Below are 18,606 nucleotides of genomic sequence, written 5' to 3'. Positions count from 1 at the left end.
CCTCGCGCGCGCCGCAACGGCGCGCCTAGTCTCTGGATTACAGTCCGAATAGTCAGCGTAAATTCTGCGTCCGGCAGAGTCAAGCGGCCCAACCCACGCGCGCGCGGAGAAGCTATGTCCCGGCAGGCGTGAGGGTTGTACAATTCGGGCACCCATGACGGACATGAACGAATCGACACTTCCCCCTTCCGCAATGGCCAAGCCGGCTCGCTCCGGCTGGCGCTGGGTCTGGCGCACGCTGCTTGCCGTGCTGGTGATCGCGGTGCTCGTGGCTGCGGCAGGCGTCTTCTGGGCCCGCAACGCCGCGCTGGTGGCCCTGCCACAGATCGATGGCTCCCTCTCGCTCTCCGGCCTGAAGGCCCCCGTGGAGGTTCTGCGCGACCAGCAGGGCGTGCCGTACATGAAGGCACAATCCGCCGAGGACCTGTTCTTCGCCCAGGGCTACGTGACCGCGCAGGACCGCCTCTGGCAGATGGACATGCTGCGCCGTTACGCCGCCGGTGAACTTTCCGCCGCCCTTGGCGACCTGCCCGGCGACACTCCAGCGCAGATGCTCGCGCTCGACAAGAAACAGCGCATCCTCGGCCTCCGCAAAATTGCCGACGGCGCCGTGGCTCACCTGAGCGACCGCGACCGCGCCTACTTTGAGGCTTACGCACGCGGCGTGAATGCCTACATCGAGGAGCACCACTACACGCTGCCGCTCGAGTTCCGCGTGCTTCGCTACTTCCCTCGCGCCTGGACGGTTGAGGATTCATTCCTTGTGGCGGCCGTCATGGTTCAGATGCTCAACGACGGCGAGTACGAGACCGAGTTGAGCCGTGAATACGTCTCCTCGCGCCTCGGGCCGGAGTTGACCGCCGACCTCTACCCAGAGCGCTCCGACCGGGATATCCCGCCTGGATCAGACGTTGAGCGCTACAGGAAGCAGGAAATTCCCAAGACTCTCTCGCCGCACCCGGTTGCCCGCCCCGTCCCGCCACAGGTGAAGCACCTGCCGCTCGGCGCTGCGTTTGGCCCGACCGAAGCCGCCGTCCACAAAACTGCCTTCGCGCAGGACGACATGGCCTTGCGCCCCGGCTCCAACAACTGGGTGGTGAGCGGCGCGCAGACTGCCAGCGGGCGTCCGCTGCTGGCCAATGACATGCACCTGCCGCTCTCCATTCCGAACACCTGGTACGAGGCCAAGTTGAGCGGCGGCGGCTACAACGTGGCGGGCGTCACCCTGCCCGGCATGCCCGGCGTTATCGTGGGACACAATGACCGCATCGCGTGGGGCTTCACGAACCTTGGCCCAGATGTTGAAGACCTCTACATCGAAGAGTTCAACGCGCAAGGCGAATACCGCACACCCACCGGCTGGCAGAAGCCCACGGTCCGCCACGAGGTCATCCACGTCAAAAAGCACAAAGACGTCATGCTCGACGTGTTGGAGACGCGCCACGGCCCCATCATCACTCCCATTCTGAAGGGCGAAACGCGTCAGCTTGCTTTGCGCTGGAGCGCGCACGACGGCAACGTGGTCAACTGGGTCTTCTTCGACGTGAACCGCGCCGCCAACTGGCAGGAGTTCCGTACAGCGTTCTCGCACTTTGGCGCGCCGGGGCAGAACGTGGTCTACGCCGACGTGGATGGCAACATCGGATATCAGGCCACCGGCTTTGTTCCCATCCGCAAGGCTGGCGACGGCACCCTGCCCGTCAGCGGCACAGACGACGCGCACGAATGGACCGGCTATCTCCCCTTCGACGAGATGCCGCGCGTCTTCAACCCGCCCTCCGGCGTCATCGGTACCGCGAACGGACGCGTCATCCCCGAGAGCTATCCGTACCTCATCACGAAGTCTTGGGGATCCGGCAACCGCACTCAGCGCATTTATGACGTGCTGCACCAAGGCAAGAAGCTGACCCGCGAGGACATGCTGGCACTCCAGACGGATGTCTATTCGGCGCTCGATCAACTGGCGGCCAAGCAGTTTGCCTATGCCATTGAGCGCACGCCAGCGGCCTCCGACCGCGCCCGACGCGCCGTCGAGTACTTGCGGCGCTTTGACGGACGCATGACAACCAACTCCACGGCCGCGGCCATTGAGTACTCCGCCCGGCGCGAACTGCGGCGCATGGTGCTGGAGGCCAAGCTTGGCCCGGACGGCGCAAAGCAATACCACTGGTACATGGAAGCCGCGTGGCAGGAGCATCTCTTCAAGGACCGCCCGGCCAACTGGCTGCCGCCGGGCTACCCCAACTGGGACGCGCTGCTGACAGCCGCCGTTGAAAGCGCACTCCAGCCCGCGCCTAAGAACCTGGCCGCGTGGAAGTACGGCGATGTCTTCAAGGTCAAGGTCTCTCACCAGATATTCGGCAGCCTGCCGCTGCTGCGCCATTGGTTCTCCACCGGCGAGCAGCCGCAGTCGGGCGACGGCCTGACGGTCAAGCAGGTGGGCCGCAGCTTTGGCCCCTCCGAGCGCATGACCATCGACTTCGCGAACTTCGACCAGAGCACGCTGAACATCGTCAACGGACAGTCCGGTGCTGTCGATAGCCCCAACTTCAACGACCAGTGGAGCGCGTGGTACAAGGGCACGACCTTCCGCCTGCCGTGGTCGGACGCTGCGGTGCAGAAATCCGCAATGCACAGACTGGTGCTTCAGCCGCGCTGATTCGCGCAGCGTGAAGGCAAATGCGAAGGGCGGCCGCATGGCCGCCCTTGCTGTATCTAAAACCGCCGCACCGTTTACTGGTCGGCGTCCGCGTCCTTCACCCAGAGCGCGTCGTAGAGCTTGCCGACGATGTCGAAGTTCTCCACGTACTGCTGCTGGAAGCTCGCGTTGTACAGGCAGAGCTGCCCGTTTTCGATGACGTAGTACATGCCGCGCGACGGCAGGTAGGTTGCACCCGTCACGTCGCCCGGAGGCGTTGTCACCAGGCTCGCCAGTGGCGTGCCGAATGTGACGGTCTTGGTCGTCGGGTCGATGACCGCCAGGCAGCTCGTGTCCGTGGACAGGCAGCTGGTGGAGCCGACAAATATCTTGTTGTTCAGGTTGCGCAGCATCACCTTGTTACCACCACTGATCGCGAGCGGCGTGCCCGCGGTAAAGGTGGAAAGATCGATCGGTACAGCAACACCCGCCGCGCTGGTGCCGTTCGGCGAACCGACCAGCCACAGCGTGTTCGAGTCATACAGCAGGCCCTTGCGTGCGCCCCATGCGCCACCCGAGAGCAACGTGCGAGCCACACCGGTGGCAACCGTATACTCCACTACGCTCGCCGCACTGCTGCCGCCGCACTCAGTGCCGCAGTTCAGGATGTAAACCTTACTGTCATCGGCGGAGAAGATGGCGTCCACAGGCGCGTTGAGCGAAACCGCGTTGCTGCCGGAGTCAACCATCGCCAGCTTGGTCGCCTTGTCCTCAACGGTCTGCGTGTAATCAACCGTGGTCAGGTCCACCCAGTAGGCGTCCCACTTCAGCGGCGTCGAGCCGGTGTTGTTGGGCTGGTCGCTGAAGATCATCAGGTGCTTGCCGGTATGGTCCACGGCCACATAGCGGGCGGCGGCCACCGGAATAAAGGTGGAGATCGAGTTGTCGTTGTAGTTGAACACTCGCACCGCACCATCCGGACGGCTGTTTGGCATCGACTGGTTCCGGATGGCGGCAAAGCCGGTCCGGTTGTCACCCGCAAAGGCGATGCTGTCGGTCCAGTGAGAGAACGACACCGTCAGGTTCACGGCCTGCGTCTTGTTCACAATTACGGTCACGCCCGGGCTGCCGTAGTTGTAAACCATCGTCAGGTTTCCGTCCGCCGAGCTGTAGAGCTGCTCAGGGTTGGTCGACGTGGAAATGGTGCTGGAAGAGATCTTGTCATTCTTGGAGTCGATGACGTCCATGACTCCGTAGTAGTAGTTGCTGACGAACACACGGTTCTTCAGGCTGGCCGAACTACTGGAACTGCTGCTGCTATTACCGCAGCCGCTGAGCAGAGCGGCAGCCGACACGAGGAACGCAACGACAAATTTCTTCACACTGGCTCCGGAACCGACAGAACAAGTCATATGGAATCAACCGAGTATAACATCCGGCGAGGCGTGTGCGCCCCCGTTTACCGCAATGTGCTATTGTGCTTGCAAACCACTTGTGGCGGCAGCAATTTACCATGACACGCGATTTCAAAGCGCGACTTAAGAAGGGCCCCATTCTTTGCGATGGAGCCATGGGCACCCTGCTTTATGCCAAGGGCGTCTTCATCAACCGATGTTACGACGAGCTGAACCTGTCGCAACCGGAGTTGATTCTCGATCTGCACCAGGAATATGTGAAGGCCGGTGCCGAGATTATCGAGACCAACACCTTCGGCGCCAACGCCGTTCGCCTCGGACGCCACGGCTTCCTCGACAAGGTTGAAGAAATCAACCGCGCCGGAGCGCAACTAGCCCGGCAGGCCGCAGGCGAAGACATTTTCGTCGCCGGTTCGGTTGGCCCGCTCGGCACACGCATTGAGCCTCTGGGAAAGATTGGCCGCGACGAAGCCCGCGCGATTTTTGCCCAGCAGATCAAGGCCCTTGCCGAAGGTGGCGTCGACCTGCTGATCCTTGAAACCTTTGGCCACGTCAACGAGTTGCAGCAGGCTGTGCTGGCGGCCAAGGACGTTGCCCCGCAGCTCCCTATCGTCGCGCAGGTCACCATTGACGACGAGGGCAACTGTCTTGACGGCAGCGAACCCGAGCAGTACGCCGCACGCATCTCCGGCTTCGGCGTTGACGTGCTTGGCTGCAATTGCTCGGTCGGGCCGGTGGCCATGCTGGACGCGGTGGAACGCATCAGCCACGCTACTCATCTGCCGATTGCCGCGCAGCCCAATGCCGGCATGCCGCGCAACGTGGAAGGCCGCAACATCTATCTCTGCTCGCCGGAATACATGGCGAGCTACGCGCGCAAGTTCATTGCCGCCGGCGCCACGCTGGTGGGCGGCTGCTGCGGCACCACCCCCGAGCACATCCGCGCCATGAAGTCCGCACTGCGCGCCGGCGACGCGCGTGTTTCCAGCTATCCGGTGGCCAGCGTCAGCGCCGACCACAAGGTGGAATCCACGCCGTTGGCCAAGCGCACCGAACTGGGCCGCAAGCTGGCCGCACGCGAGTTCGTCACCATGGTTGAGGTGGTACCGCCCAAGGGCATCAATCCGGCCAAGGAACTTGACGCCGCGCGCTATCTGAAATCAGTGGGCGTCGACGCCGTCAACATTCCGGACAGCCCGCGCGCCTCGGCCCGCATGAGCAACCAGGCGCTGTGCACGCTCATCCAGCGCGAGGTCGGCATCACGCCGATCCTGCACTACACCTGCCGTGACCGCAACGTGCTCAGCATGCAGAGCGACCTGCTGGGAGCCTGCGCGCTCGGGCTGCATGACATTATCTGCATCACCGGAGACCCGCCAAAGCTCGGCAATTATCCGGACGCGACGGCCGTCTTTGACGTCGATTCCATCGGCCTTGTGAACCTGGTTAACAACCTGAACCACGGTGTTGATCTCGGCGGAAACGCTATTGGCGCGGCCACCCGCTTCGTCATCGGCGTGGGTGCCAACCCGGGCCTGCCCAATATCGACGAGGAGGTTCGCCGCTTCGCATTCAAGGTAGAAGCCGGTGCCGACTACGCCGTAACCCAGCCGGTCTTTGACCTGAAGCTGCTTGAGCAGTTTCTGAAACGCGTTGAGCAGTTCCGCATTCCCGTGCTGGCCGGCATCTGGCCGCTCACCAGCGCGCGCAACGCGGAGTTCATGAAGAACGAGCTGCGCGTCAGCGTGCCGGACCAGATCATTGAGCGCATGGGCAAGGCCGCTAATGCCGACGCCGCTCGCGCCGAAGGCGTGGCCATCGCGCGCGAAATGCTGCACGAGGTCTGCGGCATGGTGCAGGGCGCTCAAGTCAGTGCCCCGTTCGGCAAATTCTCCGCCGCCGTTGATGTGCTCGAAGTCCTCGGCTCAGAGAAGAAAGCAAACCTGTAAACCCGTCCAACTCTCCCCGAAAGCCCCGGTTCATTCGAGCTGGGGCTTTCGTTTTTGGCGCAAGGAATCGCCTCCTTCTTGCCCGGTACGCTATGCAAGACCGGCTCCTCACGCCCTTCCCGCGCCCGTCGAACCGCACACTTCCGCGTGTTACCATCAAGCATTGGTACTTTGCGTTTTCAAGGGCTGACTACTCGTGAGAATTCTCTTTGTTGGCGACATTTTCGGGCGTCCCGGGCGAACCATCGTCTTTGACCGGCTGCCTGCCCTGGTGCGGGAGCGCGGCGTCGATCTGTTGATTGCCAACGCCGAGAACGCCGCCGGCGGTTTTGGGCTGACGCCGCAGATTGCCGAAGAGTTTTTCGACATCGGCGTCGACGTCATCACCACCGGCAACCACGTGTGGGACAAGCGCGAGCTGATCGATTACATCAACGGCGGCGTCAACGAGCCGTACAGCCCCGCGCGACGCGTGCTACGCCCCGCCAACTACCCGGCGGGCACTCCCGGCATCGGCTATTACGAGGGCACCACGCGCGGCAACGTGCCCTACGCGGTCCTCAACCTTCAGGGGCGCGTCTTCATGACCAACATCGACGACCCGTTCCGTTCCGCCGACCAGTTTCTGGCACAGACCAAGGCCAAAGTCATTTTTGTGGACATGCACGCCGAGGCCACCAGCGAGAAGGTCGCGCTCGGCTGGTATCTCGACGGCCGCGTCACCGCCGTCGTTGGCACGCACACGCACATTCCCACGGCCGACGAGCGGCTGCTGCACAACGGCACGGCCTATCAGACCGACGTGGGCATGACCGGCCCCTACGACAGCGTCATTGGCGTGCAGAAGGAGGCCATCGTGCAGCGCTTCCTCACCGGCATGCCTTCGCGCTTTGAGGCCGCCAGCAACGGTGTGCAGCTCTGTGCGGTGCAGATTGACTGCGACCCCGCCACCGGACGAGCGACAGCCATCGAACGCATCATGCTGCGCGATACGCAATGACTGATCGCTCCCAGTTCGACTGGCGCGGCTGCGACGCCTATCTGTTCGACATTGACGGAACCCTTCTGAATTCACGCGACGCCGTTCACTATCAGGCGTATCTGCATGCGATGAACGATGTCTTCGGCATCGCATGCAGCATTAGCGGCGTCCAGGTGCAAGGCTCTACCGACCCGCGCATCATGCGCGACGCGCTGCGGCTGGCCGGTGTCAGTGACGAGCGCATCTCCGCCTGCCTCCCCGACGCAACCGCACAGATGTGCGTTGAAGTCAGCGCGAAAGAGAGCCTGCTTCGTCCGGAACTCTGCCCGAGCGTCCACGAGCTTCTGCGCACGCTAAACGCGGAAGGGCGCTTGCTTGGCGTGACCAGCGGCAACCTGGAAGCCATCGGCTGGGCCAAGCTGCGCGCGGCTCATCTGCGGGAATACTTCGCCTTCGGCTCGTTCAGCGACCTGCGGGAGACCCGCTGCGAAATCTTCCAGCATGGCGCAGCACATGTTCGTGAAACGCTCAGCCCGCAGGCGCGTCTATGCTTTGTGGGCGATACTCCGTCGGACGTGGAGGCGGCGCACGCAGTCGGCGCGCCCGTCATCGCCGTGGCAACCGGAATCTTTACCGTGGAAGAACTAGCTGAGCACGGCCCGGAGCTCTGCCTTCGCAGCCTCGACGCCCTGACGGAAACATTGCTCTAATCGCCCGCGGAGTGCGCTGCTCCGGTAGAATGCCAAACGTATGCGCCGGTCTCTTCTGATCACCGTGCTGCTCTTCCCGCTCGCCGGTTGGGCGCAGGCTGCGCCTGCTCCTGCGCAGAGCGCCGCGGCGACTCCGCCTGCCTCCACGCAGCAATCCGTGGAACAGCAACTCAAACAGCAGTATTGCTCGATGACGCGCACGGAATTTCCCTCCTGCCCTTTGAAAGGCGACCAAAAGAAGCACGCCCTGCGGAAATATGAGCAGGGGCTGAAGCTGGCGGGCGACGAAAAGTATGAACAGGCCCTGGCGCGGCTGACCGAGGCAACCGATCTTGCGCCGCGGGACGTTGACCTGGTGACCGCCCGCGAAATGGTTCGTCAGAAGCTCGTCTACAAGACGCTTGAGCACGCCAATAAAGCAACGATGGAGAATCATCCGGTTGAGGCCATGGGCGCTTTCCGGCAGGCGCTCACCATCGACCCGCACAACGAATACGCGTTGCAGCAACTTCGAGCCGCCCTGCCTGCCGTGCCGCGCAAAGGTGCCGTTCGCGAAGAACCACTTGCCTCCAATATCGAGCTTGAGGCCAAACCCGGTACCGCGTCGCTGCATTTCCGTGGTTACAGCCGCGAGTTGCTGGCGCAGCTAGCGCAGACGTACGGCCTCACCGCCGTGGTGGAAGATGGCGTACTGAACCGGAACCTGAAAGTAAATCTCGACGAAGCGGATTGGTCGCAGGCGCTGCTGATTGTCACCCGCATGACGCACACGCTGGCGATTCCGCTTTCCTCGCGCCAGGTGCTGTTTGTAGACAACACCAACGAGAACCGGAACCAGTTGGAGCCGATGGCCATACGCACGTATTACGTTGGCGGCATCAGCACGCAGCAGGAATTCAGCGAACTGGTCGGCACCATGCGCACTCTGTTCGACCTCAAGACGCTGCTGCAGAATCAGACCTCGCAGACGATCACCGTGCGCGCTCCCGTCGCCACGCTGGATGCCCTCAGCGCGTTCATGGAAGACCTTGATCAGGACCGGGCGCAGGTAATGCTCAACATCCGCGTCTTTCAGGTTTCGCACACCTTTGTGCGCAAGTTCGGCGCAGACCTGCCAACCTCATTTACCGCGTTCAACCTGGTGACCGAGGCCCGCAAGCTTCTTGGCGACCAGACCCTTTCCCAGATTCTGAGCGAACTGCAGAGCGGCACACTCAGTTCCAGTTCAAGCGCCGCGGCACTGGCGCTTCTGGCGCAGGGCAGCAGCCAGAGCTCCCTGCTTCTGAGCCCGTTCATGACCTTTGGCGGCGGCCTCACCATGACGGGCATCGCATTCTCCGCCGGGTCGTTCAACCTCGCGGAAAGCAAGTCCGACGTCAAGACGCTCCAGGATGTGAGCCTGCGCGCCTCGCAGGGCAATCCCGCGATACTGAAGATCGGAGAGCGCTATCCAATTATCACCGCCACCTACTCCTCGGCAATCACCTCAAGCCTGCTCTCGCAGTACCTCGGCACCTCCAGCACCTCCTCGGGAAATCCCTATCCTTCGTTTCAGTTCGAGGACATCGGACTGAGTTTGAAGGCAACGCCGCACATCGAGCGCAGCGGCAACGTGGTCCTCAGCTTTGAGATGCAGCTTCGCACGCTCGGCGCTTCCAACTCCATCGGCATTCCGATCATCAACAACCGCGAGTACAACGGGGATATTTCCTGCCAGAAGGGCGAGTCCATCGTCATCGCCAGCTACCTGAGCAGCAGCGATTCCAAGAGCCTCTCCGGCTTCCCGATCGTCTCTTCGCTGACAGGTAACGCGCTTGGCACGCGCTCGCGCCAGAAGGATGACGACGAGCTTCTGGTGGTGATTACGCCGCAGGTTCTCACCAGTAATCCGCCGCAGCTCTCTCCGCTCATCCCCGTACCGAACACCAAGTAGGGGGCGCCGCAAATAGAAAAGCGCCGCAAGCGCGGCGCTCTCTAGATCGGAATCTTTCCTCTTACTTGCCAGCCTGATCGATCTCGTACTGGATAATCGTCTTCAGCGTCTCGTAGGGCTGCTGTCCGGGAGTGTTGATGATGCGCCCGTTGATGAACAGCGTCGGCGTGGCATTGATCTTCACTTCGTTGCCGAGCGCGATGCTGTTGCGCACGTGCAGTGCCGCCTCGGGCTGCGTGGCACACGCGGCGATCTTCTCCACATTGGCGCCAGCCATGCTGACGTATTTGTTCATGCGCTCAACTACGGATTTTTCATCCACCGTACCGGCCGGAGTCCGCACGCCCTGTTCAATCTCCTGCTGGTGCGTGTAGACGGCTCCCAGGAAGGTCCACGCCTGTTCGTTGCTGCCACGCTCCAGGCAGTCCAAATACTTGGCCGCCGTAAACGCCCACGGATGCAGCGTCTCAATCGGGAAGCTCTGGAAGACGAACTTCACGTTCGGAAAATCCTGTTGCAGCTTCTCCATGGTCTGCTGCGCCACGCGGCAGGCCGGGCACTCCAGGTCGGCAAACTCCACCAGCAGAATCTTGGAGTCCTTGTCGCCCTTGTATGGCCCGAATGCCTTCTTGTTCAGGATCTCCCGCGGCCCGCCAAATGGGTCCTTGCCGTACGGAAACACCTCGCCCGTCACAATCGACTGCAGGTCACTGCTGACGTACCAGTGCGTCAACTGCTGCCCTTCCGGCGTGGTCAGCACCACGATCGCATCCCACATGCCGGGCATTTGCGCGGGTTCCACCTTCGCAACTTGGAAGCGCAGATTGGTCTCGAAGCCGAACATGCGCTTGAAGTACGCATCCACCTGCGCCACCGTCGGGCCGCCCTCGGCGCTCGCAGCCTTAGCGGGCGCGGGCACTGCAGGCGTCGGAGTTGCCGTCTTGGGGGTCTTCGCTTTGCCCGCCTGCGCCAGCGCGCAGGCCGCAAGCAGCAGCACAAGGGTCGTCAGGGTCAGGAATTTCCGCATGCATCCTCTCTTGGTCACGCAATCCATCCGTTCAATGAATCCGAAACAGTGTACCAATCTCAAATCGGTCTGCTACACCTCGTGGCGAGCTGCGATCGGGAAGCGCCGTCCCACGCCGAACGCCTTCTGCGAAATGCGAATGCCCGGCGCGGCCTGCTGGCGTTTGTACTCGTTGCGATCGATCATGCGCACCACCGACCGCACCAGCTCAGGATCCAAGCCGCGCTTCTCTGCAATCTTCGCCGCGCTCAGCATCTCCTCAACGTAATCCTCGAGGATGGCGTCGAGCACCGCGTAATCGGGCAGCGAGTCGCTGTCCTTCTGGTTCGGGCGCAGCTCGGCCGAAGGCTCTTTGGTGATCGTCGCCGCCGGAATCACCTCGCGCTCCCGGTTGATCCACCGGCTGATGCGGTACACCAGCGTCTTGGGCACATCGGAGATGACCGCCAGGCCGCCCACCATGTCTCCATAAAGTGTGCAGTAGCCAACACCCAGTTCGCTCTTGTTGCCCGTGGTCAGCACCAGCGCGTTGAACTTGTTGGAGAGAGCCATCAGCAGCGTGCCTCGGATGCGCGCCTGTATGTTCTCTTCCGTCACATCTTCCTTCAGCCCGGCAAACACGCCCGCCAGCGCCTTGCGATAGCTCTCGAACATCTCGCGGATGGGCACGATCTCAAAGCGTATGCCGAGGCTCTGCGCGAGCTGCTGCGCGTCGGCCACGCTGCCCTCGGAGGAGTACTGGCTCGGCATGCCGACGCCGATCACGTTCTCCGCACCCAGCGCATTAGCCGCCACAACCGCCGTCAATGCCGAATCAATACCTCCGCTCAGGCCGACAATCGCCTTACGGAAACCACACTTACGGACGTAGTCACGCGTGCCGAGCACAAGCGCCTGGAAGGCACTCTCCTCTTCTCCTGGCATCGCGTCGCGCACGTCGCCCGCAAGTGCTTCGCTATCGAAGCAGATGAGGTCTTCCTCAAAGGACTTCGCACGCGCAATAACCTCGCCATTTGGGGCAATGGCTACGCTGGCGCCGTCAAACACCAGGCTGTCGTTGCCGCCCACCTGATTGCACATTGCCACCGGCATGTTGTGGTGGCGGGCCAGCGCGCCCAGCATGCGTTCGCGCAACTCCTGCTTGCCCACATGGAACGGCGATGCCGAAATATTCAGCAGCAGTTGTCCGCCGGCTGCCGCCAACTCCGCGACCGGGTCGGCCTTGTACAGCGGACGCTCCCAGAAGCTCTTGTCATTCCAGGCATCTTCACAGATGGTGAGCGCAATGTTCCGCCCGTCAGCAACGAACAGTTCCTGCCGCTCTGCGGGGGCGAAGTTGCGCATTTCGTCAAAGACATCGTAGGTAGGCAGCAGGCGTTTGGACTGCACGAATGCGATCTGGCCGTCGCGCAGCAGCGCTGCGGAATTCATCACGCGCTTGCCGGTCTCAGCCTTCGCCGGAGTCACAAGGCCGACAACAACGTCGATACCGCGAGTCTCCTGCGCAATCTCCGCCGCAACCTGCCCGTTGCGCTCGACGAACGCCGCACGCTCAACAAGGTCGCGTGGCGGATAGCCGCAGATGGAAAGTTCGGGAAACAGCACCAGAGAGGCGCCCTGCTCGCGCGCACGCGAGGCATATTCGACAATCTTCCGCGCGTTGCCGCTGAAGTCGCCGACCGTGGGATTGATTTGCGCAAGCGCGATCTTCACAGAACCAGTGTAATCGAAAGCCACGCGTGATTCCCCGCGCGCGTTGGAAAACCGCGCAGTGGCTATTGCGGGCTGCTCTGGTCGGCCATAGGAGGCTGCTTGTTGCGCCCTGCCGGAGTGGCCTCTGCGGGCTTTTCTCCCGGGCGCATCAGCGACGGCGCGGGCCGCGTCGCTTCTTCTGCCACATGCCCGGCTGCGGCCTCATCCTTCTTCGCCATTGCCGACATGATCTCGCCCAGGTCGCCAACCTCATTCTCCGTGCGGATCACCTTCTGCCCGTCGACGCGCATGGTCTCGATGCGCGTGGCTACTTCGCCGTGGAAGCGGATGAATTCAACTTCCTTGGGGGGTGCACCGTAAATCCACTCCTCGTACTCGCCCTTTTCATCGCTCTCGCGCGTGCGGCGCGGCGGGCGTCCAAGCGCGTAGATGACCATCTCCTTGTCCATGCCCACCAGCGCCTCATGGCGCTTCACGGCTTCCTGCAGGAACGGTGGCAGTGACTTCTGGTAGGCCTCCGCCATCGACTTTGCTTTGAAGTCGAAGACCGGGACCAGCATCTCCTTTACCTGCTCGGCAGTCAGCGAGGGGATGCCGCCTTCAAAGCGCAGCAGCACGTAGGAGCCTTGTGCGTTGTTGTCCACCTCGGAAGGGTCCACGGGCTTGCCTGTCGGGCTGACGCCGACGCCGCCAATGCTGCCAATCTCAAGTCGCTCGTACCACTTCTTGCGCTTCACCGGCCCGCCATTGATCTCAAAGACAATACCGTTGCGCAGGAATTTGATCTCCGTGATCTTGGCGCGGTCTCCGGGGCGCGCGGCAGCGCCATGCTGTGCCGCAAGTTGCCGCACCTCCATCTCTGAGGGCGTCACGGCTCCCTTGTTGAGCGTAAGGCCGGTCTTACCCATGGGAAAGATGCGGTGGACGTAGCAGCTCTCGGCCAGGAAGGCGCGGATCAATTCCTTGCGCTCGTCATCGGTGAGCTTGGATCGCTCATCCGCGCACGCCCAAGCGCAGCCCAGGATCAGGCAGATAACGATTGCTAGCAGGCGCTGGAATCTCACGGCGGGCCTCCGGAACAGGTCGGCGATGGCGAGCATTATATGCCCGTTTCGACGATCACGACGGGCGCAGGAAGGCAGTTAAGAAATTCGATTGCGCAACTTTGCTGGGCGCGTCAGCAGCCACAACAGCGGAAAGCCCACAACCAGCACGGCGGCGCAGGTGGCGCTGCCCTCTGGCCCATACGTGCCGCCGGTCAGCACACTAGGGCCTTGCGCGGTGGCCCGCGCCAGCACGTTGAAGTCGCGCAATCCGCTGACAGGCAGCCCGAAGACCACGCCCTGAAAAAAGTTCCAGCCAAAGTGCATGCCAACCGGCAGCCACAACGTGCGCGTACGCAGGAATGCCACGGCGAACAGCGCACCTACCACCACGGTGTTCACAAAGGCCCAACTTCGCAGGCCTCCGTTCGACGGGTTGTTGAAGTGCACCGCGCTGAACAGCGCCGACAGCACCACCACCGCCCCCACCGGCCCTATCGACTCCAGCAGCTTCTGGAACGGGTATCCCCGGAAGCTCAACTCCTCCAGCAGTGCGCCGAGCAACAGCACAAGGAAGACCACAAGCACGCGCAGCACTGCCCGCGGCGTGGCATGCCCGTGCACGTTCACGCTGCCCCGCAGCGAGATGATGAAGATGTCGACTGAAATAAGCAGGCCGCCAAAGAAGAAGCCTTGAACGCAGTGAGCCAAGGCGCGCATGTTCAGAGGCAGCGTGAGGGCCTTCGCCAGCGGCTCGTCGTTCTCGTCGAGCACGCGCAGCATCAGAAAGTAGCCGGTGATGACAAACAGGCAGCCCAGTAGCGGGGAGAACAGGTCGGCCAGAAGCGGGTGGCGGACGTCGACAGGCGCCACAATCACCCAGGTCACGCGCGTGGCAATGTAGACAAATACGCTCGCGATGACAAAGCGCATCCACGCCGGGGGCCGCAGCGCCGTCACAGGCTCAGGAGTCTTGGGCACATTCGGCTCCGGCTCGACCCTGGGCGCATCATTCACCGCGCGGCTCTCCGTGCGGAAGGTTTCCGCAAGCACACAGTTTTACCACGCATTGCCCGCCGTGGGTATAAACCAAAGATGTGGCCCCCTACATCTCTCACTTCGCCGGAACGGAGGCCCGGGCGGTGCTCCGCATGCTCTCAAGCAGCTTTGCCGAAGTCTCGCGGTCAAATGATTCCGTAGCCAGCAGCAGCTCGCCATCGGTGGAGACCTTCACCAATCCTTCTTCGGTCTCCCACTCGCCGGGGCCAACGGCCTTCACGCTCTTGTAGCGCTTCGCCAGCGTCTCGCCGTAGACCTTTGCGACGGCCTCCGCATCCTGCGCGGTCGCCATGCGCAAGGCCATCGCCACCCAGCCCTGCTCGGTCTTTGCGCCCTTCGGCTGGAAGGTCAGGTAGTATCCGGCGCGCAGGCTTGGAGCAATCTTTGCCGCGGTCGTCTTGTCGCTCCACTGCTGGAGCATCAGCAGCAGGTCGATCTCTCCAAAGGTTCCGCCATCGATGCGCTGCCAGCCCCTGCCCAGAACTTTGCCGAGCGGCGCGAACGCCATCGAAGGAAAGCTCTCATGCGCGAAGTAGGCCTCCGGATGCATGATCTGCCGCGTGTCGGCCGGAGGATTCTGCAGCGCGCCTGTGAACGCTGCCGCCTTGCCGCCCTTCTTCAATAGCGCCAACTCAAAGCCTGTTCCGTAGTCATAGGGGAAGATCAGCGACTCGCGCAAATACAGCGGCGCGTGGGTATACATTGGCGAATCCCCACCGGACTTCATCTCCGCGCGCATGGCTTCCGCCAATTCCGGCGCGTCGGCGATGGTGCGCCCGGCCGGGGCCAGCATGTAGTCCATCAGCACCAGCATCGCCTGCCCTTCGGTAACGGCCTGCCGCGCGGTGCGCGCATCCTCAAGCTGCCAGTCCTCCTCGTCGTTCGCGGGCTTCTTCTTGATCTCCCCCCACTTGTCGATCTGGAAGTTCTGGTCCTGGAGCGCGTGCGTCAGCTCATGCGCCAACACGGGCTTCTGCGCATCGGCTCCAAGCCAGTTCAGCAGGTTCACGGTCTTGGTCTTTGCGTCGTAGAAGCCTGCCACTTGCTCCTGCAGCAATCCGAGCATGTAGCTGCGCAAGTCAAAGTCGCGCGGCACAATGCCGAGCTTCTTCATCGAAATCGCCGAACGCTCCAGCCGCTGCGAGTCCTTGTCCTCGGCCATGCGGTCTTTCAGGAACTTGAGCACATCGTCGCGGCTCACCAGGCGGCGCTTCACCGCGTGCTTGATCGGCAGGCCCGTGTCCTTGCTGGCAAACTGCAGAATCTCGTCGACCGAGCGGAACAGTTCGTCGGCCTCGGCCTTGGTGATGATGTGCTCGTCTGGCTGCGCCGGGGCCACCTGCTCCGGCTTCGACGGCGGCTCCACAGGGGCCTGCGCGACGGCGCTGCCCAGCACAAGCGCCAGAACCAGCACAAGCAAAAGACCGTGCCGTACGCGTCTCGCTTGCTTCCGTACGTCATCTGCAAAGGCTTCCATAAATCCGACTGCCAGCATTGTTGCCTGTTCCCCTGCGCGCACCTTGGCTCCCTCCGGCTGGCGTGTTCCGCGCGTCTTTGCAAGCGCGCCCAGCACGAAAAGTTGAAGATACCACGGAAGCCCCTGCCACCTCTGCCGATGCCCGCGCCGGTTCGCTATAATCAAGATTCTGGATATGACGAGTTCTGTTCTGATGGAAAGCTTTGGCGCCAACACAACCCGTGGCGAATATGCCGGCTCGCCCGCCGTTGCCAGCTTCGGACAGCCGCAGGCGGAACTGTCCGCCCTGCTGGAATCCGCTGGTGTTGCGGCGCTCAGTTGGCGAGCCCGCCTGGTGGTCAGCGGCGAGGATCGCTCGCGCTGGCTCAACGGCATGGTCACCAACAACACGCGCGACCTCGCTCCGAACCACGGCAATTACAACTTTGTGCTCAACGCGCAGGGGCGCATCCAGTTTGACCTCACAGCGTGGAACCGCGGCGAGATCTACATGCTTGAGACCGAGGCCGCGCAGCTTACCGGGCTGACCGAGTTCTTCGACCGCTACATCATCATGGACGACGTTGAACTCACGGACATCAGCGACCGCCTTGCCACGCTGGCCGTCATCGGGCCGCAGAGCCTCGCCGTGTTGACGAAGGCTGGCCTTGCCGTGCCCGCGCTGCAGCCGGGTGAAATGGCCGACGTCTATCTCGGCGAAATTGGCTGCTCCGTCGCACGTATGCCAGAGGAGCGTTTTGAGAGCTACGAGATTTGGTGCGCGCCACAGAGCGCGCAAGCCATCTGGGACGCCCTGCACACCGCCGGCGCCACGCCCGTCGGGGCTTCGGCCATCGAATCGCATCGCGTGCTGATGGGCATCCCGCGCATCGGGGTGGATATTCGCGAGCGCGAACTGGCGCAGGAGACCGGCCAGACGCAGGCGCTGCATCACTCCAAGGGCTGCTACCTCGGCCAGGAAATTGTGGAGCGCGTGCATTCACGCGGAGCCGTGCATCGCCAGCTATGTGGCTTTGAATTTGAGGCGCCACTGCCCGCCCCCGGCGACAAGGTTCTAATCGGAGACAAGGAAGCGGGCGAGATCACCTCTGTGCGCGAAGTGACCGTAAAAGGCACAACACACAAACTCGCACTCGGCTACCTGCGCCGCGAGTACGCTGCGCCGGGCACAGAGATTTCCGCCGGTGCGCAGCAAGGCAAGGTCGCCGCGCTGCCGTTTTCGCTGTAAGCTGACCAAAGGGTCAGACGTACGTTTTTGATTCATACAAGGACACAACACCATGTCGGATGAAAAGAAACCGCTGTTCGTAGTGAACGACCGCCGCAAGGCGTTTCTGGAAGACGAACCGGCGGACTCCGCCCCGAAGCCCGAACCGGTCGCGCCGGAAGCCCCGGCACCCGCTGAAAATGCGGGTCCGCAGCTTGTGCAGCCCGCCGAGGGCGCGCAGGAGAAGCCGCTGCCCACGCCCACGCCGGAAGAGCACGCCAAGTCCGTCGACCGCTACAACGAGCGCTCGCGCGACCTGGATGCCGAGTTGGAAAAGCAGCTCAAGGCGCACGGCGACCCCCGCAAGGCCAGCGATTTTGAGATGACCTTCGAAAAGCTGGTTGCCTCGCTCTACATGACGGCGCTCATGCAGCTCGGGCTGGTGCACCAGCAGACCGCGCAGCCCCGCGTGGACTTGATCGGCGCGCGCCAGACCATCGACACCATTCAAGTGCTCAGCGAAAAGACCAAGGGGAATCTCACCGAGGTCGAGCAGACCATGATCAACAACTGCCTGTATGAGCTGCGCATGGCCTACGTTGAAATGACAAGCACCATCGCACAGCCCCCCGCGGGCGGCACGGTGCCTCCGGGAAGCGGCCCCGCCGGAAAATGAAAGCGACTCTGACGGTATTGGGAAGCGGCACGTCCATGGGCGTGCCCACCATAGGATGTGACTGCCCGGTCTGCACCTCCAGCGATCCGCGCGATCGCCGCCTCCGCCCCTCCGTAATGCTGGAGTGGGGCGAGCGCCGCGTACTCATCGACAGCGGCCCGGACCTCCGCAAGCAGATGCTGCGCGAGAAGGTGCGCCACATCGATGCCGTCTTCTACACCCACGGCCACGCCGACCATATTCTCGGCCTCGACGATCTGCGCCCGCTGACCTACGAACGCGTCACCGGCGGAGCCAAGCTGCCGCTTTACGCGCAGCCGCACACCGCGCGCATCATGCGTTCGGTCTTCCGCTACATCTTTGAAAACAACTACAAATACGGCGGCATTGCACAGGTGGAGCTGAACGAGTTCACCTCGCCGTTCGAGTTCCACGGAGCGCAGGTGGTTCCCGTCCCCGTCATGCACGGGGAGAACGAGATCACCGGCTACCGCATCGGCAACATGGCGTATCTCACCGACCTGAGCGAGCTGCCCGAGGCTTCCTACGAACTGCTGCAGGACCTCGATGTGCTCTTCCTCGATGCGCTGCGCCATCGACCGCACCCGACGCACTCGACGGTCGAGAAGTCGTTGGCCATTTCTCAGCGCGTGAAGCCGCGCCGCACATTCTTCACGCACATTTGCCATGACCTGGGCCACGAGGGGACCAACCGCAGGCTGCCCGCAGGCGTCGAGCTTTGCTACGACGGAATGAAACTGGAGTTTGAGATCTAGC

Annotated in this window: 14 protein-coding genes; 8 read left to right on the top strand and 6 right to left on the bottom strand. The window is 62.6% G+C overall.

Annotated features, from left to right (window positions below):
* Positions 1-154 precede the first annotated feature (154 nt).
* The gene (locus tag AC6IZO_RS04595) at positions 155-2,659 is read left to right on the top strand and encodes a penicillin acylase family protein (protein WP_497808441.1); all 2,505 of its coding nucleotides are present in this window, start codon (positions 155-157) and stop codon (positions 2,657-2,659) included.
* 74 nt (positions 2,660-2,733) lie between these two features.
* Here the strand turns inward: AC6IZO_RS04595 and AC6IZO_RS04590 are convergent, their stop codons facing one another.
* Positions 2,734-4,020 (bottom strand): YncE family protein, encoded by a 1,287-nt coding sequence (locus tag AC6IZO_RS04590; RefSeq protein WP_497808439.1) that lies wholly within the window; start codon positions 4,018-4,020, stop codon positions 2,734-2,736.
* A gap of 131 nt (positions 4,021-4,151) precedes the next feature.
* On the opposite strand from AC6IZO_RS04590, the gene AC6IZO_RS04585 reads away from it, so the two are divergent.
* The 4 genes from AC6IZO_RS04585 to AC6IZO_RS04570 all read left to right on the top strand — a co-directional run bounded on the left by AC6IZO_RS04585 (position 4,152) and on the right by AC6IZO_RS04570 (position 9,627).
* Positions 4,152-6,002, top strand: coding sequence for a bifunctional homocysteine S-methyltransferase/methylenetetrahydrofolate reductase (locus tag AC6IZO_RS04585; RefSeq protein ID WP_497808437.1), 1,851 nt, complete (start codon positions 4,152-4,154; stop codon positions 6,000-6,002).
* Positions 6,003-6,198: 196 nt separating this feature from the next.
* Complete coding sequence (locus AC6IZO_RS04580) at positions 6,199-7,002, top strand: TIGR00282 family metallophosphoesterase (protein WP_497808435.1); 804 nt, start codon at positions 6,199-6,201, stop codon at positions 7,000-7,002.
* Positions 6,999-7,694 (top strand): HAD family hydrolase, encoded by a 696-nt coding sequence (locus AC6IZO_RS04575; protein WP_497808433.1) that lies wholly within the window; start codon positions 6,999-7,001, stop codon positions 7,692-7,694. The genes AC6IZO_RS04580 and AC6IZO_RS04575 overlap by 4 nt, the downstream gene beginning before the upstream one ends.
* Positions 7,695-7,734: 40 nt before the next feature.
* Positions 7,735-9,627 carry a type II secretion system protein GspD gene (locus AC6IZO_RS04570; protein ID WP_497808431.1) on the top strand — a complete coding sequence of 631 codons (1,893 nt, stop codon included), beginning with the start codon at positions 7,735-7,737 and terminating at the stop codon, positions 9,625-9,627.
* Positions 9,628-9,688: 61 nt separating this feature from the next.
* On the opposite strand, the gene AC6IZO_RS04565 is transcribed toward AC6IZO_RS04570, so the two are convergent.
* From AC6IZO_RS04565 to AC6IZO_RS04545, 5 genes are all read right to left on the bottom strand, one after another.
* A complete protein-coding gene (locus AC6IZO_RS04565; RefSeq protein WP_497808429.1) occupies positions 9,689-10,654 on the bottom strand; it encodes a DsbA family protein in 966 nt (321 codons plus the stop codon).
* A 72-nt stretch (positions 10,655-10,726) separates the two neighbouring features.
* Positions 10,727-12,391: an NAD+ synthase gene (locus tag AC6IZO_RS04560; RefSeq protein WP_497808427.1), complete on the bottom strand. Its 1,665-nt coding sequence runs from the start codon at positions 12,389-12,391 to the stop codon at positions 10,727-10,729.
* Positions 12,392-12,429: 38 nt separating this feature from the next.
* Positions 12,430-13,431 (bottom strand): hypothetical protein, encoded by a 1,002-nt coding sequence (locus AC6IZO_RS04555; RefSeq protein WP_497808425.1) that lies wholly within the window; start codon positions 13,429-13,431, stop codon positions 12,430-12,432.
* A gap of 78 nt (positions 13,432-13,509) precedes the next feature.
* Positions 13,510-14,463: a CPBP family intramembrane glutamic endopeptidase gene (locus AC6IZO_RS04550; RefSeq protein ID WP_497808423.1), complete on the bottom strand. Its 954-nt coding sequence runs from the start codon at positions 14,461-14,463 to the stop codon at positions 13,510-13,512.
* Positions 14,464-14,524: 61 nt separating this feature from the next.
* On the bottom strand, positions 14,525-15,889 hold the full coding sequence (locus AC6IZO_RS04545; protein WP_497808421.1) for a hypothetical protein: 1,365 nt from the start codon (positions 15,887-15,889) through the stop codon (positions 14,525-14,527).
* A gap of 232 nt (positions 15,890-16,121) precedes the next feature.
* Here AC6IZO_RS04545 and ygfZ point away from each other — a divergent pair, with 232 nt between their 5' ends.
* The 3 genes from ygfZ to AC6IZO_RS04530 are packed head-to-tail and all read left to right on the top strand — an operon-like array spanning position 16,122 to position 18,605.
* Entirely contained in the window at positions 16,122-17,174 is a 1,053-nt protein-coding gene (ygfZ, locus tag AC6IZO_RS04540; protein WP_497808419.1) for a CAF17-like 4Fe-4S cluster assembly/insertion protein YgfZ, read from the top strand.
* A gap of 52 nt (positions 17,175-17,226) precedes the next feature.
* Entirely contained in the window at positions 17,227-17,829 is a 603-nt protein-coding gene (locus tag AC6IZO_RS04535; RefSeq protein WP_497808417.1) for a DUF1844 domain-containing protein, read from the top strand.
* On the top strand, positions 17,826-18,605 hold the full coding sequence (locus tag AC6IZO_RS04530) for an MBL fold metallo-hydrolase (protein WP_497808416.1): 780 nt from the start codon (positions 17,826-17,828) through the stop codon (positions 18,603-18,605). The genes AC6IZO_RS04535 and AC6IZO_RS04530 overlap by 4 nt, the downstream gene beginning before the upstream one ends.
* Position 18,606 lies beyond the last annotated feature (1 nt).

The organism is Oryzophilus luti (assembly GCF_059726245.1).
This window is presented reverse-complemented; position numbering and strand designations above follow the sequence as displayed.